The organism is Streptomyces sp. NBC_01224 (assembly GCF_036002945.1).
Classification (GTDB): domain Bacteria; phylum Actinomycetota; class Actinomycetes; order Streptomycetales; family Streptomycetaceae; genus Streptomyces.
Window position 1 is genome coordinate 7,279,631 of sequence record NZ_CP108529.1, and the last position, 25,089, is coordinate 7,304,719.

The 25,089-nt window shown below is 68.5% G+C and carries 24 protein-coding genes and 1 pseudogene; 21 read left to right on the forward strand and 4 right to left on the reverse strand.

What is annotated here, in order from left to right; translation table 11 throughout:
• On the reverse strand, positions 1 to 846 hold the full coding sequence (locus OG609_RS32750) for a RecB family exonuclease (RefSeq protein ID WP_327278270.1): 846 nt from the start codon (positions 844 to 846) through the stop codon (positions 1 to 3).
• A 171-nt stretch (positions 847 to 1,017) separates the two neighbouring features.
• On the opposite strand from OG609_RS32750, the gene OG609_RS32755 reads away from it, so the two are divergent.
• The 3 genes from OG609_RS32755 to OG609_RS32765 all read left to right on the forward strand — a co-directional run bounded on the left by OG609_RS32755 (position 1,018) and on the right by OG609_RS32765 (position 4,032).
• A complete protein-coding gene (locus tag OG609_RS32755) occupies positions 1,018 to 2,268 on the forward strand; it encodes a site-2 protease family protein (protein WP_327278271.1) in 1,251 nt (416 codons plus the stop codon).
• A gap of 50 nt (positions 2,269 to 2,318) precedes the next feature.
• Positions 2,319 to 3,224, forward strand: coding sequence for a tRNA (adenine-N1)-methyltransferase (locus OG609_RS32760; protein WP_093541283.1), 906 nt, complete (start codon positions 2,319 to 2,321; stop codon positions 3,222 to 3,224).
• Between the two features lie 229 nt (positions 3,225 to 3,453).
• The gene (locus OG609_RS32765) at positions 3,454 to 4,032 is read left to right on the forward strand and encodes a hypothetical protein (RefSeq protein WP_327276134.1); all 579 of its coding nucleotides are present in this window, start codon (positions 3,454 to 3,456) and stop codon (positions 4,030 to 4,032) included.
• Between the two features lie 39 nt (positions 4,033 to 4,071).
• On the opposite strand, the gene OG609_RS32770 is transcribed toward OG609_RS32765, so the two are convergent.
• Positions 4,072 to 4,383, reverse strand: coding sequence for a ferredoxin (locus tag OG609_RS32770; protein WP_114243630.1), 312 nt, complete (start codon positions 4,381 to 4,383; stop codon positions 4,072 to 4,074).
• A gap of 241 nt (positions 4,384 to 4,624) precedes the next feature.
• On the opposite strand from OG609_RS32770, the gene arc reads away from it, so the two are divergent.
• From arc to prcA, 6 genes and pseudogenes are all read left to right on the forward strand, one after another.
• The gene (gene arc / locus OG609_RS32775; protein ID WP_327276135.1) at positions 4,625 to 6,391 is read left to right on the forward strand and encodes a proteasome ATPase; all 1,767 of its coding nucleotides are present in this window, start codon (positions 4,625 to 4,627) and stop codon (positions 6,389 to 6,391) included.
• 236 nt (positions 6,392 to 6,627) lie between these two features.
• A complete protein-coding gene (gene dop / locus OG609_RS32780) occupies positions 6,628 to 8,139 on the forward strand; it encodes a depupylase/deamidase Dop (RefSeq protein WP_382901294.1) in 1,512 nt (503 codons plus the stop codon).
• Positions 8,140 to 8,259: 120 nt separating this feature from the next.
• Positions 8,260 to 8,478, forward strand: coding sequence for a ubiquitin-like protein Pup (locus OG609_RS32785; protein WP_016325855.1), 219 nt, complete (start codon positions 8,260 to 8,262; stop codon positions 8,476 to 8,478).
• A gap of 102 nt (positions 8,479 to 8,580) precedes the next feature.
• Positions 8,581 to 8,768, forward strand: a pseudogene (locus OG609_RS32790) (endonuclease domain-containing protein); the annotation flags it as partial.
• Positions 8,720 to 9,565, forward strand: a complete 846-nt coding sequence (prcB, locus tag OG609_RS32795; protein WP_327276136.1) for a proteasome subunit beta — start codon at positions 8,720 to 8,722, stop codon at positions 9,563 to 9,565. The pseudogene OG609_RS32790 and the gene prcB, both read left to right, overlap by 49 nt.
• Positions 9,566 to 9,623: 58 nt before the next feature.
• Complete coding sequence (gene prcA, locus OG609_RS32800; protein ID WP_327276137.1) at positions 9,624 to 10,463, forward strand: proteasome subunit alpha; 840 nt, start codon at positions 9,624 to 9,626, stop codon at positions 10,461 to 10,463.
• Between the two features lie 52 nt (positions 10,464 to 10,515).
• On the opposite strand, the gene OG609_RS32805 is transcribed toward prcA, so the two are convergent.
• Entirely contained in the window at positions 10,516 to 11,562 is a 1,047-nt protein-coding gene (locus OG609_RS32805; RefSeq protein ID WP_327276138.1) for a LacI family DNA-binding transcriptional regulator, read from the reverse strand.
• A 133-nt stretch (positions 11,563 to 11,695) separates the two neighbouring features.
• On the opposite strand from OG609_RS32805, the gene OG609_RS32810 reads away from it, so the two are divergent.
• From OG609_RS32810 to OG609_RS32865, 12 genes are all read left to right on the forward strand, one after another.
• Positions 11,696 to 12,955, forward strand: coding sequence for an MFS transporter (locus OG609_RS32810; protein ID WP_327276139.1), 1,260 nt, complete (start codon positions 11,696 to 11,698; stop codon positions 12,953 to 12,955).
• Between the two features lie 9 nt (positions 12,956 to 12,964).
• Complete coding sequence (gene pafA, locus OG609_RS32815) at positions 12,965 to 14,326, forward strand: Pup--protein ligase (RefSeq protein ID WP_093541264.1); 1,362 nt, start codon at positions 12,965 to 12,967, stop codon at positions 14,324 to 14,326.
• 127 nt (positions 14,327 to 14,453) lie between these two features.
• Entirely contained in the window at positions 14,454 to 15,407 is a 954-nt protein-coding gene (locus OG609_RS32820) for an FKBP-type peptidyl-prolyl cis-trans isomerase (protein WP_327276140.1), read from the forward strand.
• A 43-nt stretch (positions 15,408 to 15,450) separates the two neighbouring features.
• Positions 15,451 to 15,825, forward strand: a complete 375-nt coding sequence (locus tag OG609_RS32825; RefSeq protein ID WP_327276141.1) for an FKBP-type peptidyl-prolyl cis-trans isomerase — start codon at positions 15,451 to 15,453, stop codon at positions 15,823 to 15,825.
• Positions 15,826 to 15,938: 113 nt separating this feature from the next.
• A complete protein-coding gene (locus OG609_RS32830; protein WP_327276142.1) occupies positions 15,939 to 16,892 on the forward strand; it encodes a helix-turn-helix transcriptional regulator in 954 nt (317 codons plus the stop codon).
• A gap of 14 nt (positions 16,893 to 16,906) precedes the next feature.
• Entirely contained in the window at positions 16,907 to 17,863 is a 957-nt protein-coding gene (locus OG609_RS32835) for a helix-turn-helix transcriptional regulator (RefSeq protein ID WP_327276143.1), read from the forward strand.
• A gap of 19 nt (positions 17,864 to 17,882) precedes the next feature.
• Positions 17,883 to 18,152, forward strand: a complete 270-nt coding sequence (locus tag OG609_RS32840; RefSeq protein WP_327276144.1) for a hypothetical protein — start codon at positions 17,883 to 17,885, stop codon at positions 18,150 to 18,152.
• 35 nt (positions 18,153 to 18,187) lie between these two features.
• On the forward strand, positions 18,188 to 18,385 hold the full coding sequence (locus OG609_RS32845; protein WP_093894159.1) for a hypothetical protein: 198 nt from the start codon (positions 18,188 to 18,190) through the stop codon (positions 18,383 to 18,385).
• Between the two features lie 259 nt (positions 18,386 to 18,644).
• Positions 18,645 to 18,935: a Sec-independent protein translocase subunit TatA gene (gene tatA / locus OG609_RS32850; RefSeq protein WP_327276145.1), complete on the forward strand. Its 291-nt coding sequence runs from the start codon at positions 18,645 to 18,647 to the stop codon at positions 18,933 to 18,935.
• A gap of 64 nt (positions 18,936 to 18,999) precedes the next feature.
• A complete protein-coding gene (gene tatC, locus OG609_RS32855) occupies positions 19,000 to 19,950 on the forward strand; it encodes a twin-arginine translocase subunit TatC (RefSeq protein WP_327276146.1) in 951 nt (316 codons plus the stop codon).
• Positions 19,951 to 19,967: 17 nt separating this feature from the next.
• Entirely contained in the window at positions 19,968 to 20,876 is a 909-nt protein-coding gene (locus OG609_RS32860) for a diacylglycerol kinase (protein WP_327276147.1), read from the forward strand.
• A gap of 44 nt (positions 20,877 to 20,920) precedes the next feature.
• Positions 20,921 to 23,755: a DEAD/DEAH box helicase gene (locus OG609_RS32865; protein ID WP_327276148.1), complete on the forward strand. Its 2,835-nt coding sequence runs from the start codon at positions 20,921 to 20,923 to the stop codon at positions 23,753 to 23,755.
• A gap of 163 nt (positions 23,756 to 23,918) precedes the next feature.
• Here OG609_RS32865 and OG609_RS32870 read toward each other — a convergent pair whose 3' ends face one another.
• Positions 23,919 to 25,019: an LLM class flavin-dependent oxidoreductase gene (locus OG609_RS32870; RefSeq protein ID WP_327276149.1), complete on the reverse strand. Its 1,101-nt coding sequence runs from the start codon at positions 25,017 to 25,019 to the stop codon at positions 23,919 to 23,921.
• Positions 25,020 to 25,089 lie beyond the last annotated feature (70 nt).

A 25,089-nucleotide genomic window follows, 5' to 3' on the forward strand; every position in this document is an offset into this window, starting at 1 on the left:
TTAAGGTCCTTCGAGGGCCACAGGCCGGCCGGCCTCAGCATGGACCGGATCCATTCTGCCCTGGACATCCTGCTCCGACTCCGCCGGGCGTACTGACAGCGGATATACCGGGGGAGTGCCGCCGAATTCGGGGCAGACCGACTGGTGGTCGCACCAGCCGCAGAGCTTCGTCGGCCGGGGCCGCCACTCGCCCGTCTCCGTCGCCTGCCGGATCGCGTCCCAGAGCGCCAGCAGCTTCCGCTCGACGCGCTCCAGATCCGCCACCACCGGGTCGTACGTCATGATGTCGCCGCTGCCGAGATAGACGAGCTGGAGCCGGCGGGGCACCACGCCCTTCAGCCGCCAGATCACCAGGGCGTAGAACTTCATCTGGAAGAGCGCGCCCTCCGCGTACTCCGGGCGCGGCGCCTTCCCCGTCTTGTAGTCGACGATCCGGACCTCGCCCGTCGGCGCCACATCGATACGGTCGATCACCCCGCGCAGCCGCAGCCCCGACTCCAGCTCCGTCTCGACGAACAGCTCCCGCTCGGCGGGCTCCAGGCGCGTCGGATCCTCCAGTGAGAACCACCGCTCCACCAGGCTCTCCGCCTCCGAGAGCCAACGCGCCAGCCGCTCGCCCCCGGCATCCTTCGCGAACAGCTCCGACAGCTCCGGCTTCGACTCGAGCAGCCGGTCCCACTGGCCGGGGATCAGCGCCGTGGCCCGGCCGGCCGTGCGCTCCACCGCCGGGTTGTCGAAGAGCCGCTCGAGCACCGCATGCACCAGCGTGCCCCGGGTCGCCGCCTCGCTGGGCTTCTCCGGCAGTTTGTCGATGACCCGGAAGCGGTACAGCAGAGGACACTGCATGAAATCGCTCGCCCGCGACGGCGACAGGGACGAAGGCGGCTGAGGCGGCCGCGGCAGGGAGGTCATGTCGAAGACCCTACGGCCCGTCACTGACAACCGGCGGCATACCATCGACCACACACCCTCGAACACTGCATGATCGTGCCGGACGGCACCGACCGAAGGGACCTCGTGGACGAGAGCGGCGACAGCGGGCGGCCGCAGCCCGGTGCAGGGGGAACGGACCCCGGCGCCGGCCCCGAGAAGGGCGAACCGCGGCGCCCCGAAGAGCCCGGCGGCGGCCTGCTCATGGGCCGTCCCTTCGGTGTGCCCGTGTACGTCGCGCCCAGCTGGTTCCTCGTGGCCGCACTGATCACCTGGGTCTTCGGAGGTCAGCTCGAACGGGTGCTGCCCGAGCTCGGCGCGGCTCGCTATCTGGTCTCCCTCTTCTTCGCTATTGCCTTCTACGCGTCCGTACTCGTCCACGAACTCGCCCACACGGTCGTCGCGCTGCGCTACAAACTGCCGGTGCGCCGCATCCAGCTCCAGTTCTTCGGCGGCGTCTCCGAGATCGAGAAGGAGTCCGAGACCCCCGGCCGCGAGTTCGTTCTCGCCTTCGTCGGCCCCCTGCTCTCCCTGGTGCTCGCCGGGCTCTTCTACGTAGGGATGACGTTCGTCGCGCCCGGCACCGTGCCCGGTGTCCTCCTCGCCGGACTGATGATCTCCAACCTCCTGGTGGCCGCCTTCAACCTCCTCCCCGGCCTCCCGCTCGACGGCGGGCGCATGCTCCGTGCCGTCGTCTGGAAGATCACCGGGCGGCCTATGAGCGGCACCGTCGCAGCCGCCTGGGCCGGCCGCGCGCTCGCCGTCGTCACTCTCATCGGCCTCCCGCTGCTCACCCACACCGGCTCCTTCGGGAACAACCCCCGAGACCTCAGCGGCTTGGACACCGTCACCGACGCGCTGCTCGCCGCCATCCTCGCCGCCATCATCTGGACCGGTGCGGGCAACAGCCTGCGCATGGCCCGCCTGCGCGAACACCTCCCCGAACTGCGCGCCCGCACCCTCACCCGGCGCGCCGTTCCGGTGGAGGCCGCCACCCCGCTCTCCGAGGCCCTGCGCCGCGCCAACGAGGCGGGCGCCCGCGCCCTCGTCGTCGTCGACGGACACGGCGAACCCCAGGGCGTCGTCCGCGAGACGGCCATCGTCTCCGTCCCCGAACACCGCCGCCCCTGGGTCGCCGTCAGCAGCCTCGCCCAGGACCTCACCGAGGGCATGAAGATCTCGGCCGAGCTGACCGGCGAAGCACTCCTGGACAGCCTCAAGGCCAACCCCGCCACCGAATACCTCGTCCTCGAGGAAACCGGCGAGATCTACGGAGTGCTGTCCACCGCCGACGTCGAACGGGCATTCGTCGCCGCCCTGGCGAGGCCCGCCGCCTGACCGCCCGGGCTCGCGGTCGGCGCGCCGCGAATCACCGGTACGCTGGTCACATGTCTGAACCGACCGGTGCCGCCCGCCGACGCGGGCCCTTCAAGGTCGGGGACCAGGTCCAGCTCACCGATCCCAAGGGACGCCACTACACCTTCACGCTCGAAGCCGGAAAGAATTTCCACACCCACAAGGGTTCTTTCCCGCATGACGAGCTGATCGGTGCCCCCGAGGGCAGTGTTGTCCGAACCACGGGAAACGTCGCCTACCTCGCGCTGCGCCCCCTGCTCCCCGACTACGTCCTGTCCATGCCCCGCGGCGCCGCCGTGGTCTACCCCAAGGACGCGGGGCAGATCCTGGCGTTCGCCGACATCTTCCCCGGCGCCCGCGTCGTGGAAGCCGGCGTCGGCTCCGGCTCGCTCTCCACCTTCCTGCTGCGCGCCATCGGCGACCAGGGCATGCTGCACTCCTACGAGCGCCGCGAGGACTTCGCCGAGATCGCCCAGCAGAACGTGGAACGCTACTTCGGCGAACCGCACCCCGCCTGGCAGCTCACTGTCGGGGATCTCCAGGACAACCTCTCGGACACCGACGTCGATCGTGTCATCCTCGACATGCTCGCCCCCTGGGAGTGCCTGGAGGCCGTCTCCAAGGCGCTCGTGCCCGGTGGCATCCTCTGCGCGTACGTGGCGACCACCACCCAGCTCGCGCGGACCGTCGAGTCCATCCGCGAGATCGGCTGCTTCGCCGAACCGCAGCCCTGGGAATCGATGATCCGTAACTGGCACGTCGAGGGCCTGGCCGTCCGCCCGGACCACCGCATGATCGGTCACACCGGTTTCCTCGTCACCGCCCGCCGTCTGGCCGACGGTGTGGAGGCCCCGCTGCGCCGCCGCCGCCCCGCCAAGGGCGCCTACGGCGAGGACTACGACGGTCCCGGCAGCCAGAGCGGCTCCTCCCGCGGCTGAGCCGCACAACGTACCGGCGCCGCCGCCGAGTTCCCGGACCGACACGGGAACTCGGCGGCGGCGCCTTTTCGTTGCCGCTACGGAAGCCCATCCGTGCCGACCCCACCGTTCCCCTGCTCTGTGAGGTGTGGCACGATGCTGGCCACCCCCACGCCACCGCGGACGTCCCTCCGGCGGCACCGCCCACCCAGGCATCCTCGAACCACAGGAACCACAGGAGACATCCCGCGTGCAGCCCTCCGAGCTCCCGGACCTCGCGCACACCGACACCAAGCCGCTGCACTGGCTTGCCACCGCGACAGCCATGGCCGCTGTCGTCGCAGCCGCAGGCATGCTCCAGCCGGACCCCACGGCCTCCGCCTCGACCCCCCACCGCACCACCGCGCAGCACGGCACCGAATCCGTCGCCGCACCCGATCCGGAGCGGGCGACCTTCCCCCTGGAATGCGGTGGGCTGGAGAACACCGTGGCCAAACAAGCACCCGGCGACCTCGACGGCGACGGCCGCCCCGAGACCGTCGCCGTGGTCCGCTGCGCGGCCGGATCCGGCACTCCGCCCAGCGGCGTCTACGTCCTCACACAAGGAAGCGGGGTCACACCCCGGGTCGTGGCGACCCTGGTGGACCCCGCCCAGGAGATGAGCGTCGGCGATTTCGCGGTGCGTGACGGCATCATCTCCGCCACTCTGCTCGGCTACTCCTCGGCCGCAGTACCGCGCTGCTGTCCCGACCAGCAGGAAGAGGTCACCTGGCAGTGGCAGGGCGGCGCATTCGTCCGCGCCACCCAGGCCGCCCCGAGCCGCGCCTGATCGGTCACTGCGCGTGATCGCCCACCCGGAACCGCCGGATCAGGCGGCCTCGGGACCATACACCTCGACTCTGTCCGAAACGCGACGTACGTGGATGCAGTCGCCCGGGCATTCCTTGGCCGAATCGACCACATCCTGAAGAAGTGGCAGCGGTACGGGCGTCGTCGCGCCCTTGTCCTGCAGCAGCTCGTCGTCGCCGCTCTTCACATACGCCAGACCGTCGATGTCCAGCTCGAACACCTCGGGTGCGTACTGCACGCAGATGCCGTCTCCCGTGCAGAGGTCCTGGTCGATCCAGACCTCCAGGTCCTGCGTGTCGCTGCCGGTGGGAGCGTCCTGCTGCACGGTCATTTCTCCTGCCGTTTCCTGCGTATCCGAAGCAAAAGTAGCCAGCCCTGACGGGTGTTGAACGGTTCGACGATACAACCGGCCGCTTTCCGATGTTGAAGGGTGGGTATTCCCCTGACACGAGGGGGAACGCAAGGGTGAAGATGGGACACGCCTCGCAGTCTTTGTGATCTAGGGGTTTCAATCATCACCCACCCAGGTAGGGTCAGGAAGCGTCCAGCTCCCCTTGGAGGAGGTGAGGACCGTGGCAGCCCACGACGACGACATCAACCGCGGCATCCGGCCCGGGCGGGGGTCCGAAGACCCAGCCGGCCAGGTCGCCTATCTCGAGCAGGAAATCGCCGTCCTGCGACGTAAGCTCGCCGACTCTCCGCGCCATACGAGGATTCTCGAAGAGCGGATCGTCGAGTTGCAGACGAACCTGGCAGGCGTGTCCGCGCAGAATGAGCGGCTCGCCAACACACTCCGCGAGGCCCGCGACCAGATCGTGGCCCTCAAGGAAGAAGTCGACCGGCTCGCACAGCCGCCGGCCGGTTTCGGTGTGTTCTTGCAGAGCAATGAGGACGGCACGTGCGACATCTTCACCGGGGGCCGAAAGCTTCGGGTGAATGTCAGCCCCAGCGTTGAGCTCGACGACCTCCGGCGCGGCCAGGAAGTCATGCTCAATGAAGCGCTCAACGTGGTCGACGCCATGGAATTCGAGCGGGCCGGGGACATCGTCACACTCAAGGAAATCCTCGAGGACGGCGAACGGGCCCTGGTCATCGGGCACACCGACGAGGAACGGGTGGTACGGCTCGCCGAGCCGCTGCTGGACATCACCATCCGCCCCGGCGACGCCCTGCTGCTCGAACCCAGGTCCGGCTACGTCTACGAAGTGGTGCCCAAGAGCGAGGTCGAAGAGCTCGTCCTCGAAGAAGTACCGGACATCGACTACGACAAGATCGGCGGCCTGGGCGACCAGATCGAGCTGATCCGGGACGCGGTCGAGCTCCCCTACCTCCACCCCGACCTCTTCAAGGAACACGAACTGCGGCCGCCGAAGGGCATCCTGCTCTACGGCCCGCCCGGCTGCGGCAAGACACTCATCGCCAAGGCAGTGGCCAACTCCCTTGCCAAGAAGGTCGCCGAAGTCACCGGCCAGCCCGCGGGCAAGAGCTACTTCCTCAACATCAAGGGCCCGGAACTCCTCAACAAGTACGTCGGCGAGACCGAGCGGCACATCCGCCTGGTCTTCCAGCGCGCCCGTGAGAAGGCGAGCGAGGGCACCCCCGTCATCGTCTTCTTCGACGAGATGGAGTCCCTTTTCCGCACCCGGGGATCCGGCGTCAGCTCGGACGTGGAGAACACCATCGTCCCCCAGCTGCTCGCCGAGATCGACGGCGTCGAGGGCCTGGAGAACGTCATCGTCATCGGCGCCTCCAACCGCGAGGACATGATCGACCCCGCGATCCTGCGACCCGGCCGCCTCGATGTGAAGATCAAGATCGAGCGCCCCGACGCAGAGGCTGCGAAGGACATCTTCGCGAAGTACCTCACGCCTTCGCTGCCCCTGCACGCGGACGACCTCGCGGAGCACACCGGCTCCAAGGAAGCCGCTGCGCACGCCATGATCCAGTCGGTCGTCGAGCGGATGTACACCGAGTCCGAGGAGAACCGCTTCCTCGAGGTCACGTACGCCAACGGCGACAAGGAAGTCCTCTACTTCAAGGACTTCAATTCCGGCGCGATGATCCAGAACATCGTCGACCGGGCCAAGAAGATGGCCATCAAGGCCTTCCTCGATCAGGGCCAGAAGGGCCTTCGTGTCTCCCATCTCCTCCAGGCGTGCGTGGACGAGTTCAAGGAGAACGAGGACCTCCCGAACACCACGAACCCGGACGACTGGGCCAGGATCTCCGGCAAGAAGGGCGAGCGGATCGTCTTCATCCGTACGCTGGTCACCGGAAAGCAGGGCGCAGACACCGGTCGCTCCATCGACACGGTGGCGAATACCGGGCAGTACCTGTAGAACGCAGACCGGCTGCGGATGCCCGGCCGGGCATCCGCAGCCGGTTGCTTTCCGGACAGCTCACGCGACACCGCAGCAATGACGTAATTGATCTCCCCACCAGCACAGAGTCGCTCTAGGCTCTTGCGTACCGCCCGGTCGCGCAGTGCGGGGACGGGCACCGCACACGCACCGGACAAGCAGCGGTACTTGAGCGCCGCCCCCTCAAGGGAGCGCCGCCGGGCAAGGAGGGCCGCATGACCGTACGGCGAGTAATGGGCATCGAGACGGAGTACGGGATCTCCGTCCCCGGCCACCCCAACGCCAATGCCATGCTCACCTCATCCCAGATCGTCAACGCCTACGCAGCGGCGATGCACCGGGCGCGCCGCGCCCGCTGGGACTTCGAGGAGGAGAACCCGCTGCGGGACGCGCGAGGTTTCGACCTCGCCCGCGAGACCGCGGACTCCAGCCAGCTCACCGACGAGGACATCGGCCTGGCCAATGTCATCCTCACCAACGGGGCCCGCCTCTACGTCGACCATGCGCACCCCGAATACAGCTCCCCGGAAGTCACCAATCCGCGGGACGCGGTCCTCTGGGACAAGGCCGGCGAACGCATCATGGCCGAAGCGGCCGAACGCGCGGCCCAGCTTCCCGGCGCCCAGCCGATCCACCTCTACAAGAACAACACCGACAACAAGGGCGCCTCGTACGGCACGCACGAGAACTACCTGATGAAGCGGGAAACCCCGTTCTCCGACATCGTGCGCCATCTGACCCCGTTCTTCGTCTCGCGCCAGGTGGTCACCGGAGCGGGGCGCGTGGGAATCGGCCAGGACGGCCACGAGCACGGCTTCCAGATCAGTCAGCGCGCCGACTATTTCGAGGTCGAGGTCGGGCTGGAGACCACCCTCAAGCGCCCCATCATCAACACCCGCGACGAACCCCACTCCGATGCCGAGAGGTACCGCCGGCTCCATGTGATCATCGGCGACGCGAACCTCTCGGAGATCTCCACCTATCTCAAGCTCGGTACCACCGCCCTGGTCCTCTCCATGATCGAGGACGGCTTCATCAACGTCGATCTCGCGGTAGACCAGCCGGTGCGCACCCTGCACCACGTCTCCCACGACCCGGCACTGAAGCATCTGATCACGCTGCGTAGCGGCCGTACGCTCACCGCGGTGCAGCTCCAGATGGAGTACTTCGAGCTGGGCCGCAAGTACGTCGAGGAACGGTACGGGGTGGACGCCGATGAGCAGACCAAGGACGTCCTGATCCGCTGGGAGGACACCCTCAACCGGCTGGAGAACGATCCGATGAGCCTGTCCGGCGAGCTCGACTGGATCGCAAAGCGGGAGCTCATGGAGGGCTACCGCCGCCGGGACAGCCTGGACTGGGACGCGGCGCGCCTGCACCTGGTGGATCTCCAGTACGCCGATGTGAGGGCCGACAAGGGCCTCTACAACCGTCTGGCGGCCCGCGGGAAGATGAAGCGCCTGCTGGACGAGGACGCGGTCGAGAAGGCCCGTACGAAGCCTCCGGAGGACACCAGGGCCTATTTCCGCGGCCGCTGCCTGGAACAGTACGCGGACGACGTGGCCGCGGCCTCCTGGGACTCGGTCATCTTCGACCTGCCAGGTCATGACTCACTGCAACGGGTACCCACCCTGGAACCGCTCCGCGGCACCCGTAATCACGTCAAGGAGCTCCTGGACCGCTGCCGCACGGCGGAAGAGCTGGTCCAGGTGCTGTCGGGCGGCTGAAAGGGCCGCGATCGGGGAAACATCGGGATGACCCCCGGACGTTGAGACAACTACCGGGCCAATGTCGGACCCCGTAGGTAGGGTCTGATCAAGTGCTTCGAACCGAGCGGGGTGAGCTAAATGGCGACCAAGGACACCGGCGGCGGACAGCAGAAGGCGACGCGCTCCACCGAGGAGGTCGAGGAGCAGGCGCAGGACGCGCAGGCGTCCGAGGACCTCAAGGAGCGCCAGGAGAAGCTGAGCGACGATGTCGACTCGGTTCTGGACGAGATCGATGACGTACTCGAGGAGAACGCAGAGGACTTCGTGCGTTCCTTCGTTCAAAAGGGTGGACAGTAGTTCACAAACGTGAACGCGGGGGAGCGGAGAGGTACGCGCGGTACGGGCCGGGCCGGCCCGTACCGCGCGGCCACAAGCGGCACCGCAGGCCGTACAGCTGTCCCCGCAGGTCATGTGGATCACCGCCGCGGGGCGGGTAGGGTCCGTGGCGTAAACGCATCAACCGCAATTCGGCCATCGGTACGTTGGGAGACGATCCTGACACCTTGCGCAGGGCCGTCGCATACCTGGAGGGAAACGCGTGGAAGCCAACACTCGTAGCACCGGGCGTCTACCAGCTGCCTTCCTGACGCCGGGATCCTCTTCGTTCATGGATTTCCTGTCCGACCATTCTCCCGAGATGCTCCCGGGGAACCGGAACCTGCCGCCCCTGCAGGGGGCCATCGAGGCGCCGCACGGGACGACCATCGTCGCGGCGACGTTTCCCGGCGGTGTGGTCCTGGCCGGCGACCGGCGGGCGACCATGGGCAACATGATCGCGCAGCGCGACATCGAGAAGGTCTTCCCGGCCGACGAGTATTCGGCGGTGGGCATCGCAGGCACGGCCGGACTGGCCGTGGAGATGGTCAAGCTCTTCCAGTTGGAGCTTGAGCACTTCGAGAAGGTCGAGGGCGCCCAGCTCTCCCTGGAGGGCAAGGCGAACCGGCTCTCCACGATGATCCGCAGCAATCTGGCGATGGCCATGCAGGGCCTTGCCGTCGTGCCGCTCTTCGCCGGCTTCGATGTCGACCGCGGGAAGGGCCGGATCTTCTCGTACGACGTCACCGGCGGCCGCTCCGAGGAACACGGATACGCTGCCACCGGCTCGGGGTCGATCTTCGCCCGTGGCTCGATGAAGAAGCTCTACCGCGAGGATCTGACGGAGCAGCAGGCCCTCACCCTGGTCGTGCAGGCGCTGTACGACGCCGCGGACGACGACTCGGCGACCGGCGGTCCCGATGTGGCCCGGCGGATCTACCCGATCGTCACCGTCATCACCGACGAGGGCTTCCGGAAGCTGGCCGAGGCGGAATCCTCCGAGATCGCCCGCTCGATTCTGGAACGCCGGTTGGAACAGCCCGACGGCCCGCGCGCCGCGCTGCTCTGATCCCCGTTCCGCTGCTTCTTCGATGCTCTCGTCACTGACAGAAAGGGACGGATAACCGGTGTCGACGCCGTTCTATGTCTCACCTCAGCAGGCCATGGCCGACCGGGCGGAATACGCCCGGAAGGGCATCGCCCGTGGTCGCAGCCTTGTTGTGCTGCAGTACGCCGACGGCATTGTGTTCGTCGGTGAGAACCCGTCCCGTGCGCTGCACAAGTTCAGCGAGATCTATGACCGGATCGGTTTCGCCGCCGCCGGCAAGTACAACGAGTACGAGAATCTCCGCATCGGCGGTGTGCGCTACGCCGATCTGCGTGGATACACCTACGACCGTGACGATGTGACAGCCCGTGGGCTGGCCAATGTCTACGCGCAGACGCTGGGCACCATCTTCTCCAGCGCGGCCGAGAAGCCGTACGAGGTGGAGCTGGTGGTCGCCGAGGTCGGCGCCGAGCCGGAGGGTGACCAGATCTACCGGCTGCCGCACGACGGCTCGATCGTCGACGAGCACGGATCGGTCGCGGTCGGCGGGAACGCCGAGCAGATCAGCACCTTCCTGGACCAGCGGCACCGTGACGGCATGACGCTCGCCGAGGCGCTCAAGCTGGCGGTGCAGGCGCTGTCCCGCGATCCCAACGGCAGCGAGCGGGAGATCCCCGCGGAGCGGCTTGAAGTCGCGGTCCTGGACCGTACGAGGCCGCAGCAGCGGAAGTTCAAGCGGATCGTCGGCCGGCAGCTGGCGCGGCTGCTGGAGGCGGACGGCGGCTCCGCACCGACGGATGCCCCCTCCGACATCGAGGACGGCGAGGGGACTGAGTCCTCCGGGACGGAGTCCCCTGCGAGCACGACGGATGTCACCAAGTCCACCGATTCCGGTGGGGACGTGGAGTCCGAGGAGTAGTCCACGCTGTGCCGGTGCCCCGGTCCGCCCTTCCCGGCGGGCCGGGGCACCGTCATGAGCGCCGACCGTCCGTGGGCGGGGGCGCCGAGGAGCCCCGTGCGACCAGGCGCACGGGCAGGCTGCCGGACTCGGCCGGGCGGCCGTCCAGGACCGCCAGCAGGGCGGCCATGCCGCGTTCACCGACCTGCTCGGCGGGCAGCTGCACGGTGGTGAGCTCCGGTTCGACGGCCGTGGCCAGGGCCAGATCGTCGAAACCGGTGACGGAGAGGTCGTCGGGGACGCGGAGCCCCAGCCTGCGGGCAGCCTTGCAGGCACCCGCGGCGAGGATGTCGTCGTCGCAGACGATGGCGGTGGGCCGGGGGCCGGAGGCGCCGAGTGCGTGCTCCGCTCCTTCACGGCCTGCCTGTACGTCGAGCGCCGCAGTGACGGTCCGTACGGAGGTGCCGGGCACCGCCCCGAGGGCGTCGTGGAGCGCCCGGGCACGGACCGCGAACGTCCAGGTGTCGACCGCCGACGCGAGGTGGACGAAGCGGCGGTGGCCGAGCGAGAGCAGATGCTCCGCGACCTGCCGCATGCCATCGGCGATGTCGAGGTTGACCCGTGCCGCGACGCCGGTGTCCGCCGGGTCGCTGTCGAGCATGACCAGCGGCAAGCCGGCGCCGCGCAGCACGTCGAGTGCGCCGGCGGCCATGGAGGAGGCGATCACCCCGTCGAGGGAGGCGCGCGCCGAGGCGAAGGGATCCCTGGCCGGCCCCGTGCCTTCGGGGGACGGGTAGAGGACGACCCCGAAGCCGTGTTCGGCGGCGACCGCGGCGGCGCCGGTGTAGACGCGCGCGAAGAATTCGCTGGTGAGCGCGGGGACGACCAGCAGCGCGGTCCTGGTGCGGCCCAGGCGGAGGTTGCGGGCGGCGAGATTGGGCTGGTAGCCGAGTTCGTGCGCGGCGTGCCGTACACGCTCGGCGGTGGCCTCGGAGACCCTGCCTCGCCATTTGTCGCCCAGCACGAGGGAGACGGTGGCCTGCGAGACGCCCGCGGCCCGCGCGACATCGCGGCTGGTGGGCCGCGCCGGGGTGGGCCGTGACTGTGGTGCGCTGGTCACTCGGGCCTCCGGGGCGGTCGGGGGCAGGCGCCGTGAGGTGGACCTGCGGACTGGGCACATGGTACGTATGAACCTCGACGTTATACGTAAAACCTCGGGGTGCCGGAGAGTGCCCGAGCGAGAGGGGCGGGACATGGCCGCGGGATTTCTGGACATCCTCCGGGCGCGGCACGCCGCCCGGCTGCTGGCAGGGACCCTGGTGGGGCGGCTCCCGAGCGGCACCGCCCATATCGCAATCGTGCTGTTCACCCGGGCCGAGGGCGGCAGCTACACCCTCGCCGGTGCGCTCGCGGCCGTGTACGGGCTGTCCACCGCGGTCGGACAGCCGCTGCTGGGCCGCGCCGTGGACCTGTACGGCCAGCCGCGGGTCCAGCTCCCGGCCTCCGTGGTGTCGGCGCTGGGCATGGCCCTGCTGGCACTGGTGGGCCTGGGGTCGCTGCCGCTGGCCTACGGGGCGGTGATGGTGGCCGGTGTGTTCACCCCGCCGCTGGAGGGCGGTCTACGGGCCCTGTGGCCGAGCGTCCTGGGCGGCGAGGACCGGGTGCACCGGGCGTACGCGATGGACGCCGTCGCCCAGGAGGTCATGTTCACCGTGGGCCCGCTGCTGGTGACGCTGCTGGTCTCCCTCTGGTCGCCCGCCGCCGCTCTGCTCGTCATCAACGCGATAGGGGTCCTGGGGGCGCTTTCCGTGGTCCTCTCCGAGCCCTCCCGTGCCTGGCGTTCCGCGCCTCGTGAGGCGCACTGGCTGGGCGCGCTGCGCTCGCCGGGGCTGCTGGCGCTGCTCGGCTCGTTCTTCTTCGTGGGGCTCGCGCTCGGTTCGATCACGGTGGCCGGGGTGGCGTACGCCGACGATCACGGCCGGGAGTCGGTGTACGGCTGGCTGATGGCCGCGCTCGGGCTGGGTGCGCTGGTCGGTGGTGCGGTGTACGGGGCGCGGCAGTGGGCCGGGGCTCCGGAGCGCCGGCTGCGCGTCATCGTCGCGCTGCTGGCGCTGGGCTATCTGCCGCTGATGCTGACTCCCGGGGTGGTCGCCATGACCGCTCTGGCAGCAGTGTCCGGAGTCTTTCTGGCGCCCGCGATCGCGTGCTCGTTCATCGTGGTCGACCGGCACGCTCCGCAGGGCACGGTGACCGAGGCGTTCTCCTGGCTGGTGACGACGTTCGGAGTGGGTGCGGCGGCGGGAACGGCCGTGGCAGGTCCGGCCGTCGAGTTGGGCGGCACGACGTGGAGCTTTGCCGTCGCGGGGGCCGGCGGGGTGGCGGCGCTGTTGGTCCTGCTTGCCACGGGAAGGGTCCTCGCAGTTCCCGGGCGTACGGCCGTTGCTGTACAAGGATCGGAAAATGATCGAAACGGTGCTGTCGAACCCGGTTTCAGCTCAGGCCATCAGGCGTAATGTTCAGTCATGGACCGCCGCATTTTCGGGCTGGAGAACGAGTACGGCGTCACGTGCACGTTCAGGGGACAGCGCCGACTGTCTCCTGATGAAGTGGCGCGCTACCTCTTCCGCCGTGTTGTGTCATGGGGCCGCAGCAGCAATGTCTTTCTGCGGAACGGCGCCCGCCTCTACCTCGACGTGGGATCGCATCCGGAATATGCAACCCCCGAATGCGACAACCTGACCGAGCTGGTCACCCACGACAAGGCCGGCGAGCGCATTCTCGAAGGCCTGCTCGTCGACGCCGAACGCCGCCTGCACGAGGAGGGAATCGCGGGCGACGTCTATCTCTTCAAGAACAACACCGACTCGGCGGGAAACTCCTACGGCTGTCACGAGAACTATCTCGTGGCGCGGCACGGAGAATTCTCCCGGCTCGCGGACATCCTCATTCCCTTCCTCGTCACGAGGCAACTGATCTGCGGCGCGGGCAAGGTGCTGCAGACACCACGGGGCGCCGTCTACTGCGTCAGCCAGCGTGCCGAGCACATCTGGGAGGGCGTCAGCTCCGCCACGACGCGCTCCCGCCCGATCATCAACACGCGTGACGAGCCGCATGCGGACGCGGAGCGGTACCGCCGCCTCCACGTCATCGTCGGTGACTCCAACATGTCCGAGACGACCATGCTGCTCAAGGTGGGCGCGACCGATCTGGTGCTTCGCATGATCGAGGCGGGCACCGTGATGCGGGATCTGACGCTGGAGAACCCGATCCGGGCGATCCGCGAGGTCAGTCACGACACCACGGGGCAGCGCAAGGTGCGCCTGGCCAGTGGCCGCGAGGCGTCCGCCATCGAGGTGCAGCGCGAGTACTACGAGAAGGCCGTCGACTTCGTCGACCGCCGTGGCATCCGTACCGGAACCGTCGCTCAGGTCCTGGAGCTGTGGGGCCGTACGCTCGACGCGATCGAGGCCGAGGACCTCGACCGGATCGAGACCGAGATCGACTGGGTGATGAAGTACAAGCTCATCGAGCGGTACCGGGCCAAGCACAACATGACCATGTCGCATCCGCGGGTCGCCCAGATAGACCTCGCGTACCACGACATCCACCGCCGCCGCGGCCTGTACTACCTGCTGGAGCGCAAGGGACAGGCCGCCCGTGTCTGCAACGACCTGAAGATCTTCGAGGGCAAGTCCGTGCCCCCGCAGACGACCAGGGCGCGGCTGCGAGGTGACTTCATCCGCAGGGCCCAGGAGCAGCGGCGGGACTTCACCGTCGACTGGGTCCATCTCAAGCTCAACGACCAGGCGCAGCGCACGGTGTTGTGCAAGGACCCGTTCCGTTCGGTGGACGACCGAGTGGAGAAGCTGATCGCGGGTATGTGAGCCGGCAACAGGACAACCTCGGCTCCCGACGCGACGCGGGCCCCGTACGTTCCTCGTACGGGGCCCTGCGTACGCCCTAGAGTGTCGAGGACTAAACCAACTGTGCCGTCTGAGATCTGAGGAACCAGTGCGCCGACTTGCCGGCCTTCTCGTCGTCCCCCTGTTGCTGGTGACAGCAGCCTGCGGTAACGAAAAGGGCTCCGCTTCCGTTTCCGCTTCCGCTTCCGCCGCGTCCAAGGACGGGTTCCCCGCGATCACCGCGGGCGCGAAGTTCGGCGAGAAGCCCACCCTGGCCAAGGGCACCGGGAACCCGCCCAAAGAGCTGAAGACCAGGGTCGTCAGCGAGGGTGACGGCGCCACGCTCAAGAACGGCGACGCCATCCAGGTCAACTACCTCGGGCAAGCCTGGGACTCCGACAAGCCGTTCGACAACAGCTTCGACCGCAAGCAGCCGTTCGATCTGACCCTCGGCGCGGGCATGGTGATCCAGGGCTGGGACAAGGGCCTCGTCGGCCAGAAGGTCGGCAGCCGGGTCGAGCTGGTCATTCCGCCGGATCTCGGTTACGGAGCGCAGGGCCAGGGCGACATCAAGCCGAACGCCACGCTCGTCTTCGTCGTCGACATTCTGAAGTCGACGCAGATTCCGACGTCCGCCAAGGGCACCGCTGTCGCCCAGGACAATATCGACCTGCCCAAGGTCGGCACCAATACCGACGGCAAGGCCCCCAAGGTCACCATCCCCACCAAGACCGACCCGCCGAAGAAGCTCGTCTCCAATTACATCCTGGAGTCCAAGGGCGACGTCGTGAAGGACACCGACAGCGTCATCGTGAACTATGTCGGTCTGCTGTGGAAGGACGGCAAGACGTTCGACAGCACCTACACGGCGGGCAAGACGCAGACCTTCCCACTGGCCCAGGTCACCCTGAAGGGGCTCAAGAACGGTCTGGTCGGCAAGAAGATCGGCAGCCGCGTGCTTCTCGTCATCCCGCCGGACCAGGGGTTCGGCGACAAGGCGCAGCAGACGATTCCGGCGAAGTCCACGCTGGTCTTCGCCGTGGACATCCTGGCGAAGATGTAAGACTGTCCCGGTTGCCCAGTTCATCAGTAAGAGGAGCAAGTCAGTGAGCATCGAGAAGCCCGAGATCGACTTCCCGGGTGGCGAGCCGCCGGCCGACCTGGAGATCAAGGACATCTGGGAAGGCGACGGCGCGGTGGCCGAGGCGGGCGCCACCGTCTCCGTCCACTACGTGGGCGTGGCCTTCTCCACCGGCGAGGAGTTCGACGCCTCCTGGAACCGCGGCACCCCGCTGCAGTTCCAGCTCGGCGCCGGCCAGGTCATCTCCGGCTGGGACCAGGGCGTGCAGGGCATGAAGGTCGGTGGCCGTCGCCAGCTGACCATCCCCGCGCACCTCGCCTACGGCGACCGCGGCGCCGGTGGCGGCCGTATCGCCCCCGGCGAGACCCTGATCTTCGTCTGCGATCTGGTCGCCGTCTGATCCGCATCCGTGCGATACGAGGGCCCGTGCCTGGAGGCACGGGCCCTCGCTTTTGTCCGGACAGCGCGTAGCGGTACGGTCGACGGTCGTAGAGCAAAACAGAAAGGGCGTCGATGGCGATTGCCAAGGCCGAGCGGCTGATGAACCTGGCTCTGTGTCTGCTGGGGACCCGGCGCCCGCTGAGCAAGCGCGAGCTGCGCGGCTCCATCGAGGCCTACCTGGAGGCCGGTTCCGACGACGCCTTCAACCGGATGTTCGAGCGCGACAAGGACGATCTGCGCGAGCTCGGTCTGGTCATCGAGACCGTGGAGAACCTGGACGGCGACACGGGATATCTCGCCCGCCGCGACAGCAACCGGCTGCCCCCGATCACGCTGGACGCCGAGGAGGCCGCCGCCCTGGGACTGGCCGCCAAGGTCTGGCAGCAGGCGCGGCTGGCCGGTGCCGCCAGCGGAGCGCTGCAGAAGCTGCGGGCCGCGGGCATGCCGGAGGCCGAGGACGCGTACGAGGTGCACAGTGCCCTCGAACCCCGTATCCCCGTTCATGAGGCCGCGTTCGAGCCGTTGATGCTGGCCTGCCGGGACCGCCGCCCGGTGACCTTCGACTACCGCAAGGCCAACGCCGCCCGGCCCGAGCAGCGCCAGGTCGAGCCGTGGACGCTGGAGTGCTGGCGCGGGCACTGGTATCTGGCCGGCTGGGACCGGGACCGCGGCGCCGAGCGGGTGTTCCGGCTCTCCCGGATCACCGGCCGGGTTCGCTCCCGGGCCGGGGCTTTCACCGTCGAGGTGCCCGACGTCGTGACCGTCCGCGAGACCGTCGAGAGCTGGGCGGGGGAGACGGCGACCCGGACCGCGCGGATCAGGCTGCGGTCCGGTGCCGGATACCCGCTGCGCTCGCGCGCCATATCGGTCCGGGAACTCGGGGACGGGTGGGACGAGTTGGAGATTCCGTACGGACACGGCCTGGACGCCTGGCTCGTCGAGTTCGGTCCGGACGTCGTCGTACAGGAACCCGCCGATCTGCGGGCCGATGTGGTGGACCGGCTGCGCGCCGTGGCCAAGGACTGAGGGGGACCGTATACATGGCCACGAACGCGATCGACCAGACCCGCCGGATGCTCTCCCTGGTGACGTATCTGCGTGAGCGCCCCGGCGCCCACGTCCAGGACGTCGCCCGCGCTTTCGGGATCACCGAGGACGAGCTGATCTCCGACCTCGACGTGCTGCCCATGTGCGGTACGAGCTTCCGCGGCGGGGATCTGCTGGACATCGACACCGACGGCGACCGGATCTGGTGGCACAACCCGGACGATGTCGCGGAACCGCTGCGGCTCGCGGCCGACGAGGCGACGGCGCTCCTGGTCGCCGCCCGCGCCGTGGCCACGCTGCCGGGGCTGCGCGAGAGCGATCGGCAGGCGCTGCTGCGGGCCACCGCGAAGCTGGAGACCGCAGCCGGTGAGGTGGGGGCGGCGAGCTCGCGGCTTTCGGTCACCTTCGAGTCCGAGGGCGGTGTCTTCGCCGATGTCGACCGGGCGATCTCCGAGCGGCGCCGGCTCTGGCTGCGCTACTACTCGCCCGCGCGCGATGAACTCACCGAGCGCGAGGTGGACCCGATCCGGCTGTTCGCCGTGGGGCATACGTACATGGAGGCCTGGTGCAGGTCCTCCGAGGACCGGCGGACGTTCCGGCTCGACCGGGTCGCCGAGATCCGGCTGCTCGACGAGCCGGCCGCGCCGCCCGAGCTCGAACTGCGGGATCTGTCCGAAGGGCTCGTCCAGCCGGCGGCCGAGGACCCGGAGGTCGTGGTCGAGGTGGGCCCCGGCGGCCGGTGGGTCGCCGAGTACTACCCGCACGACAGCGCACAGGAGCTGCATGACGGCGGGCTGCGGATCACCCTGCGCACCCCCGATCCGGCCTCGCTGCGCAGGCTCGCGCTGCGCCTGGGCCGGGAAGGCCGCATCGTCTCTCCGCCGGAACTGGCGCAGAGCGCACAGCAGGCGGCCCGTGCGGCGCTCGCTGCCTATGACGGACCGGCCTGAGCGGATCCCTGAGGGAGATATGAGCAATATGTCTGTGGTGTCAGGTGTTCCGACCGTAGTGGTGCCCGAATCCGTACGGTTCAAGGCCGCCTGCCCGGACTGCCGCGAGCGGTTCGAGCTGGCGGCGGGCGCCATCCGCCTCGCCGTGGGCGCCAGCCGCCGGACGACGTTCTACTCCTTCACCTGCCCGGAGTGCGGCGCGGCCGTCCGTAAGCCCGCCGGAGAACGGATTGTTGAGCTCCTCACCGGTGGCGGGGTGCGGACGCTGCGCCTCCACACCAGCCTTTAGAACTTCGGACACCTAGACACATTGAGGCTCTGCGCATGTTCTGGCCCATGCTCGCCATCGCCCTGGGGTTTCTCGGGATCGCCGTTCTCGGCGTGCTGGCCGTCAAGGTCTTCATCGAGGCCCAGCGTCTGGGGCGTCAGGTGACGCGAACGACCCGGCGCATCAACCGGGCGGCGGAGGACCTGGAGCGGGCCGCGACGGATCTTGCTGCCACCGGTGACGCGTTGCGCTAGCTGTATCGCCCCACGATTGTGTGAGTCTGTGAGCAGGGGCGATGGATCGGGGAGGGCGTGGCCTCCAGTTTCTCGGGTTCGGAGGGTACGCTGCTGAAGCGGCCCTGAGAGCGAGGCATGGGCCGTAATCGCAAGGATGCATGGGTATTGCCCTGCGTTTACTCCTGCGGGATACGATCGCTGACAGTACGACGATCGGACGTCCGTCCGACGTTCGATCCGCCCCACCCCTGCTGCCTCGGTGAGAAGGTACACGCATATGTTCGGAAGGCTCGGCGCTCCCGAGATCATCCTGATCCTCGTCGTCATTGTTCTGCTGTTCGGCGCGAAGAAGCTTCCTGACATGGCTCGCTCGCTCGGCAAGTCGGCCCGCATCCTCAAGAGCGAGGCCAAGGCCATGAAGTCCGAGGGCAGCCCGTCGGCCACCCCGGCCGAGCCGGCGAACGACGCCGCCCAGGACCAGGCTGCCCCGCGCACCATCAAGGCGGCGCCCGGTGACGTGACCAGTTCGCGTCCGGTCGCCGAGCCGACCGACTCGACCAAGCGCTGACAAGAACCGGGCCGACGCAGGCGCCGTGACCGGTGGGGCCTGCTGCACGAGATGAGGACGTGGGTTGCTCAAGTCTGCCCGCAAGCAGGAGACGGACCCAGAGGGCCGCATGCCCTTGGTGGAGCACCTGCGTGAACTGCGTAACCGGCTGGCGAAAGGCCTGCTCGGGATCGTCGTCGTCACGATCGTGGCCGCGTTCTTCTACAAGGGGATCATCGAGTTCTTCACCGACCCGGTACTGAAGTCGGTCGGTTGCGAGTCCAGCTTCGCCGAACTCGCCAAAAAAGACGACGGTACGTGCGCGCGCATCGTCCTGAACGGCCTCCTCACCCCGTTCACCCTCGCACTCAAGGTCTCCTTGATGGCAGGCATCGTCCTTGCCTCGCCGGTCTGGCTCTACCAGCTGTGGGCCTTCGTCGCCCCGGGACTGCACAAGCACGAGAAGAAGTACTCGCTCGCTTTCGTCGGCGCGGGCTTCCCGCTCTTCCTCGCCGGCGGATTCTTCGCGTACAAGACCCTGCCCACGATGGCGCGGGTGCTCCTGGACTTCTCGCCGGGCGGCGTCGACAACCAGTTGCCGCTGGATGAACTGCTCGATCTGATCACACGCATGGTGGTGGTCTTCGGGCTCTCCTTCGAGCTGCCGCTGCTGCTCGTCATGCTGAACTTCGGCGGGATCATCACCGGCAAGCGGATGCTCGGCTGGTGGCGGGGCATGATCATGGGCATCACGGTCTTCGCCGCGGTGGCCACCCCCAGCACCGACCCGATGACCATGCTGATGCTCGCCGGACCGATCTGGTTGCTCTACTTCGTGGCCACGGGGATCTCGCTGCTCAACGACCGACGCAAGGCAGAGCGCGCGGCGGCGGGCCCCGCCGACGACGAGGCGTCGGAGCTGGACCTCGCCCCCGAGGACATCGGTGAGATCGAACCCGTCTCGTCCGGCCGTTCGTTGCCCAACCAGGCGAACTCGGACCATGACCGGGTCAACGGTTACGACGACATCACCTGACCTTGTAGGGTCCCCGGGTGACCAGTGAGATCACCCTCTTCGTCAATCCCACCGCAGGAAGCGGCCGGGGCGCGCGCGCCGCGCAGCCGGCCGCTTCCGCGTTGCGGGACGCCGGATTCTCCGTACGCACGGTTCTCGGCGAGGACGCCGACGACGCGCTGCGACGGGCCCGTGAGGCCGTCGCCGGTGGGACCGGAGCGCTGATAGCCGTGGGCGGGGACGGCATGATGTCCCTCGCCCTGCAGGCCGTTGCCGGGACGATGACCCCGCTCGGGGTCGTCGCCGTGGGCACCGGGAACGACTTCGCCCGCGCGCTCGGGATGCCGATACGGGATCCGGCCGCGGCCGGGCGGCTGGCCGCCGAGGCGCTCAAGGGCGGTACCGTCCGCGAGATCGACCTCGGACGGGTCGGTGAGCGGTGGTTCGGGTCCGTGCTCGCCTCCGGCTTCGACTCCCGGGTCAACGACCGCGGCAACCGGATGCGCTGGGTCGGCGGTCGGTTCAAGTACGACCTCGCGATCCTCGCCGAACTTGCCGCGTTCAAGCCCATCCCTTACCGCATCGGGCTGGACGGCGGACCGGTCCGGGAGATCGAGGCGACGCTCATCGCAGTCGGCAACGGATCGACGTACGGCGGAGGCATGCGGATCTGCGCGGACGCCGTCATGGACGACGGGCTCTTCGACGTGACCGTCGTCGGGGACTGCAGCCGCACCACCCTGCTGAAGGTCTTCCCCCGCGTCTACAAGGGAACGCACCTCAGTCACCCCAAGGTCACCGTGCACAGGGCTTCCTCGATCGAGCTGGCCGCAGCCGGTGTCACCGCGTACGCGGACGGTGAACAGCTCGGGGCGCTGCCGGTCACCGCGACTTGTGTACCGGGTGCGGTGAGAGTGCTCACGCCGGGTTCTCCCACGGGGAATTAAAGATCGCGTCACTGTCAGAGGCGGCGGGTAGGCTCGTAAGCAAGATGACAGAGGACCTCTCACCAGCTGAGCGATACCAGGCTTCTCGGATCCGTGCCGCCGAGCTGGCCACCGCACTCGCGCCCTTCCGCGAGATGTACGAGTTCGATCTGGACCCCTACCAGATCGAGGCCTGCGAGGCACTGGAGGCCGGCAAGGGGGTGCTTGTCGCCGCCCCGACCGGCTCGGGCAAGACCATCGTCGGCGAGTTCGCCGTGCACCTCGCCCTCGAACAGGGCCGCAAGTGCTTCTACACCACCCCGATCAAGGCCCTGTCCAACCAGAAGTTCGCCGATCTGGTCAAGCGCTACGGACCGGACAAGGTCGGCCTGCTGACCGGTGACAACAGTGTCAACGGCGATGCCCCGGTGGTCGTCATGACCACCGAAGTGCTGCGGAACATGCTGTACGCGGGCTCGCAGGCGCTGCGCGGCCTCGGCTATGTGGTGATGGACGAGGTGCATTACCTCTCCGACCGCTTCCGGGGCGCCGTCTGGGAGGAAGTGATCATTCACCTCCCGGACTCCGTGACCCTGGTGTCACTGTCGGCGACCGTGTCCAACGCCGAGGAGTTCGGCGACTGGCTGGACACCGTCCGCGGCGACACCCAGGTCATCGTCTCCGAGCACCGCTCCGTGCCGCTCTGGCAGCACGTGCTGGCAGGCCGCCGGATGTACGACCTCTTCGAGGAGGAGACCGATCACGGCGGCCGCGGCGCCGGACGCCGCGAGGTCAACCCCGATCTGGTCCGGCTCGTCCGGATGGAGAACCAGCGGGCGTACAACCCGCGTGAACGCCGCCGGGGCAAGATGGTCCGCGAGGCGGACCGTGAGCGCGAACGGCGCCAGCGCAGCCGGATCTGGACCCCGGCCAGGCCCGAGGTCATCGACCGGCTGGACGCCGAAGGGCTGCTCCCTGCCATCACGTTCATCTTCAGCCGGGCCGGCTGCGAGGCCGCCGTACAGCAGTGCCTGCACGCCGGACTGCGGCTCAACGACGAGGACAAGCGCCGCCTGGTCCGCGAGATCGTCGAGGAGCGGACCGCGTCCATCCCCGGCGAGGACCTCCATGTCCTGGGCTACTACGAGTGGCTCGAAGGGCTGGAGCGAGGCATTGCCGCGCACCACGCCGGCATGCTGCCCACGTTCAAGGAAGTCGTCGAGGAACTGTTCGTACGAGGGCTGGTCAAGGCCGTCTTCGCGACGGAGACCCTCGCCCTCGGCATCAACATGCCCGCACGCTCGGTCGTGTTGGAGAAGCTCGTCAAGTGGAACGGCGAACAGCACGCCGACATCACCCCGGGCGAGTACACCCAGCTGACCGGGCGGGCCGGACGGCGTGGGATCGACGTCGAAGGCCATGCGGTGGTGCTGTGGCAGCGCGGCATGGACCCGGGGGCGCTGGCCGGACTCGCGGGTACGCGTACGTATCCGCTGCGGTCCAGCTTCAGGCCCTCGTACAACATGGCCGTGAACCTGGTGCAGCAGTTCGGGCGGCACCGCTCGCGCGAGCTGCTGGAGACCTCCTTCGCACAGTTCCAGGCAGACCGGTCGGTGGTCGGGATCTCCCGGCAGGTCCAGCGGAACGAAGAGGGACTGGAGGGCTACCGGGAGGGCATGACCTGCCACCTCGGTGACTTCGAGGAGTACGCGCGACTGCGCCGCGAACTCAAGGACCGGGAGACGGAGCTCGCCAAGCAGGGCGCGTCGCAGCGGCGGGCTGCGGCCGCGGCGTCCCTGGAGAAGCTCAAGCCCGGCGATGTCATCCATGTCCCCACCGGCAAGTTCGCCGGACTTGCACTGGTCCTCGACCCGGGGCTGCCCGCTGGACGGACCAATGGGCACGGGCACCGCGGGCTCGAATACCACGACGAGCCGCGGCCGTTGGTGCTGACCGCCGAGCGGCAGGTGAAGAGGCTCGCCTCGATCGACTTCCCCGTTCCGGTGGAGGCCGTGGAGCGGATGCGGGTGCCGAAATCTTTCAACCCGCGCTCGCCGCAGTCGCGCCGCGATCTGGCCTCCGCGCTGCGGACCAAGGCCGGGCACATAGTGCCGGAGCGGCACCGCAAGGGGCGGTCCGCCGCGGCTGACGACCGGGAGATCGCCCGCTACCGGGCGGAGCTGCGCGCGCACCCCTGCCACGGGTGCGACGAGCGTGAGGACCATGCCCGATGGGCCGAGCGGTATCACCGGCTGCAGCGCGACACCAGGCAGCTGGAGCGGAGGATCGAGGGGCGGACGAACACGATCGCCCGCACTTTCGACCGGATCGTCGCACTGCTCACCGAGCTCGACTATCTGCGGGGCAATGAGGTCACCGAACACGGGCGGCGGCTTGCGCGGCTCTACGGCGAGCTGGATCTGCTGGCGAGCGAATGCCTGCGGGCCGGGGTGTGGGAGGGCCTGAACCCTGCCGAACTCGCTGCGTGCGTCTCGGCGTTGGTGTACGAGGCGCGGCAGGCCGATGACGCGGTGGCGCCGAAGCTGCCGTCGGGGCCCGCGAAGACCGCGATGGGCGAGATGGTTCATATCTGGGGCCGGCTGGATGCCCTGGAGGAGGAATTCAAGATCAACCAGGCGGAGGGGGTCGGGCAGCGTGAACCCGACCTGGGGTTTGCCTGGGCGGTCTACATGTGGGCCTCGGGGCGGACGCTGGACGAGGTGCTGCGCGAGGCGGAGATGCCGGCGGGGGACTTCGTGCGGTGGTGCAAGCAGGTGATCGATGTGCTGGGGCAGATCGCGGCTGCGGCTCCGCGGGACGGTAGCTCTGTGGCGCGGAGCGCGCGTAAGGCGGTGGAAGCGGTGTTGCGGGGGGTCGTGGCTTACAGCTCTGTGGGCTGAGGTCTGCGGGGTGCGGGGCGGTGCGCCTGCGGCGGGCTTGTCCCCCTACCCCGCCCCTTCCCGAAACCGGGGCTCTGCCCCCGACCCCGGTCCTCGAACGCCGGACGGGCCGGGAGGGTGCCGGGCGGGTCGGGTTTGTCGGCCCGCCCGGCACCTCTTGGCATTACGGGGTTGTGCGGGCCGCGTCCCGCTTGGCCACTTCCTCGCGGACTATCGGGATGACGTGCCTTCCGAAGTCGATGGCGTCGTCCAGCAGGTCGTAGCCGCGGGCGGACAGGATTTCCACGCCCAGGTCGTAGTAGTCCAGCAGCGCCTGCGCCACCGTCTCCGGTGTTCCTACCAAGGCCGTCGAATTGCCGGCGCCGCCCGTCTCTGCCGCGGTCGGTGTCCACAGTGCCCGGTCGTGGCGCTCGCCCTCGGCCGCCACCGCGAGGAGTCGTTGGGAGCCGGCGTTCTCAGGGCTGTTCAGCGGGTGACGGCGGCTCAGCGGTGCGCCGGCCTTGCGGGCCTTGATGCGTGCCAGCGTTCGGTGAGCCTTTTCCCAGGCCAGTTCCTCGGTCGGTGCGATGACCGGCCGGAAGGCGACCTGGATCCTGGGGACATCCGTACGGCCGGCGGCCTTCGCCGCGGCCTTCACCGATGCGATCTGTTCCGCGGTCTGAGCCAGCGGTTCGCCCCACAGGCAGTAGATGTCGGCTTCGGCACCCCCGGCCGCGTACGCCGCCGGTGAGGAACCCCCGAACGACACCCGCGGATGCGGCTGCTGCACGGGGAAGGTGTCGCTCACGAAGTCGTTGAAGCGGTAGTGCGTGCCCTCGTGATCGAAGGGCTCGTGCGACGTCCACGCCTTCTTGATGATCTGGATGGCCTCACGGGTGCGCGCGTACCGCTCGTCCTTGGTGAGGAAGTCGCCCTCGCGCTGCTGCTCGTGGTCATTGCCGCCGGTGATGAAGTGCACGGCGAGGCGGCCGTCGCTGATCCGGTCCAGGGTTGCGAAGGTCTTGGCCGCGAACGTCGGGTACGAGACGTTGGGGCGGTGCGCGACCAGGATCTGGAGCGTTTCGGTACGGGCCGCGATGTAGGCGGCGGCGGGGGACGGATCGGGGGAGCCGGAGCCGTAGGCGAACAGCACTCGGTCCCAGCCGTGGTCCTCGTGTGCGCGGGCCAGTTTGAGTGTGTACGCCTTGTCGAAGGACGCCCCGGAGCGGGGTGTCACTTCGGAACCTTCATTGGTTGCTGCGATGCCGAGAAACTCGACGGGCATGGCGAAGCCTCATCTCGTGCTGCGGGGAAACCGGTCGTGTGAAGCGCTGACGTCGGAGCAGTCAGGAACA

What these genes read in the sequence shown, in the direction of transcription:
- OG609_RS32750 (WP_327278270.1), bottom strand. Translation starts at nt 846, where the DNA reads ATGCAGTGTCCTCTGCTGTACCGCTTCCGGGTCATCGACAAACTGCCG.
- OG609_RS32760 (WP_093541283.1), top strand. Translation starts at nt 2,319, where the DNA reads ATGTCTGAACCGACCGGTGCCGCCCGCCGACGCGGGCCCTTCAAGGTC.
- OG609_RS32770 (WP_114243630.1), bottom strand. Translation starts at nt 4,383, where the DNA reads ATGACCGTGCAGCAGGACGCTCCCACCGGCAGCGACACGCAGGACCTG.
- dop (WP_382901294.1), top strand. Translation starts at nt 6,628, where the DNA reads ATGACCGTACGGCGAGTAATGGGCATCGAGACGGAGTACGGGATCTCC.
- OG609_RS32785 (WP_016325855.1), top strand. Translation starts at nt 8,260, where the DNA reads ATGGCGACCAAGGACACCGGCGGCGGACAGCAGAAGGCGACGCGCTCC.
- OG609_RS32810 (WP_327276139.1), top strand. Translation starts at nt 11,696, where the DNA reads ATGGCCGCGGGATTTCTGGACATCCTCCGGGCGCGGCACGCCGCCCGG.
- pafA (WP_093541264.1), top strand. Translation starts at nt 12,965, where the DNA reads ATGGACCGCCGCATTTTCGGGCTGGAGAACGAGTACGGCGTCACGTGC.
- OG609_RS32830 (WP_327276142.1), top strand. Translation starts at nt 15,939, where the DNA reads ATGGCGATTGCCAAGGCCGAGCGGCTGATGAACCTGGCTCTGTGTCTG.
- OG609_RS32835 (WP_327276143.1), top strand. Translation starts at nt 16,907, where the DNA reads ATGGCCACGAACGCGATCGACCAGACCCGCCGGATGCTCTCCCTGGTG.
- OG609_RS32840 (WP_327276144.1), top strand. Translation starts at nt 17,883, where the DNA reads ATGAGCAATATGTCTGTGGTGTCAGGTGTTCCGACCGTAGTGGTGCCC.
- OG609_RS32845 (WP_093894159.1), top strand. Translation starts at nt 18,188, where the DNA reads ATGTTCTGGCCCATGCTCGCCATCGCCCTGGGGTTTCTCGGGATCGCC.
- tatA (WP_327276145.1), top strand. Translation starts at nt 18,645, where the DNA reads ATGTTCGGAAGGCTCGGCGCTCCCGAGATCATCCTGATCCTCGTCGTC.
- OG609_RS32865 (WP_327276148.1), top strand. Translation starts at nt 20,921, where the DNA reads ATGACAGAGGACCTCTCACCAGCTGAGCGATACCAGGCTTCTCGGATC.
- OG609_RS32870 (WP_327276149.1), bottom strand. Translation starts at nt 25,019, where the DNA reads ATGCCCGTCGAGTTTCTCGGCATCGCAGCAACCAATGAAGGTTCCGAA.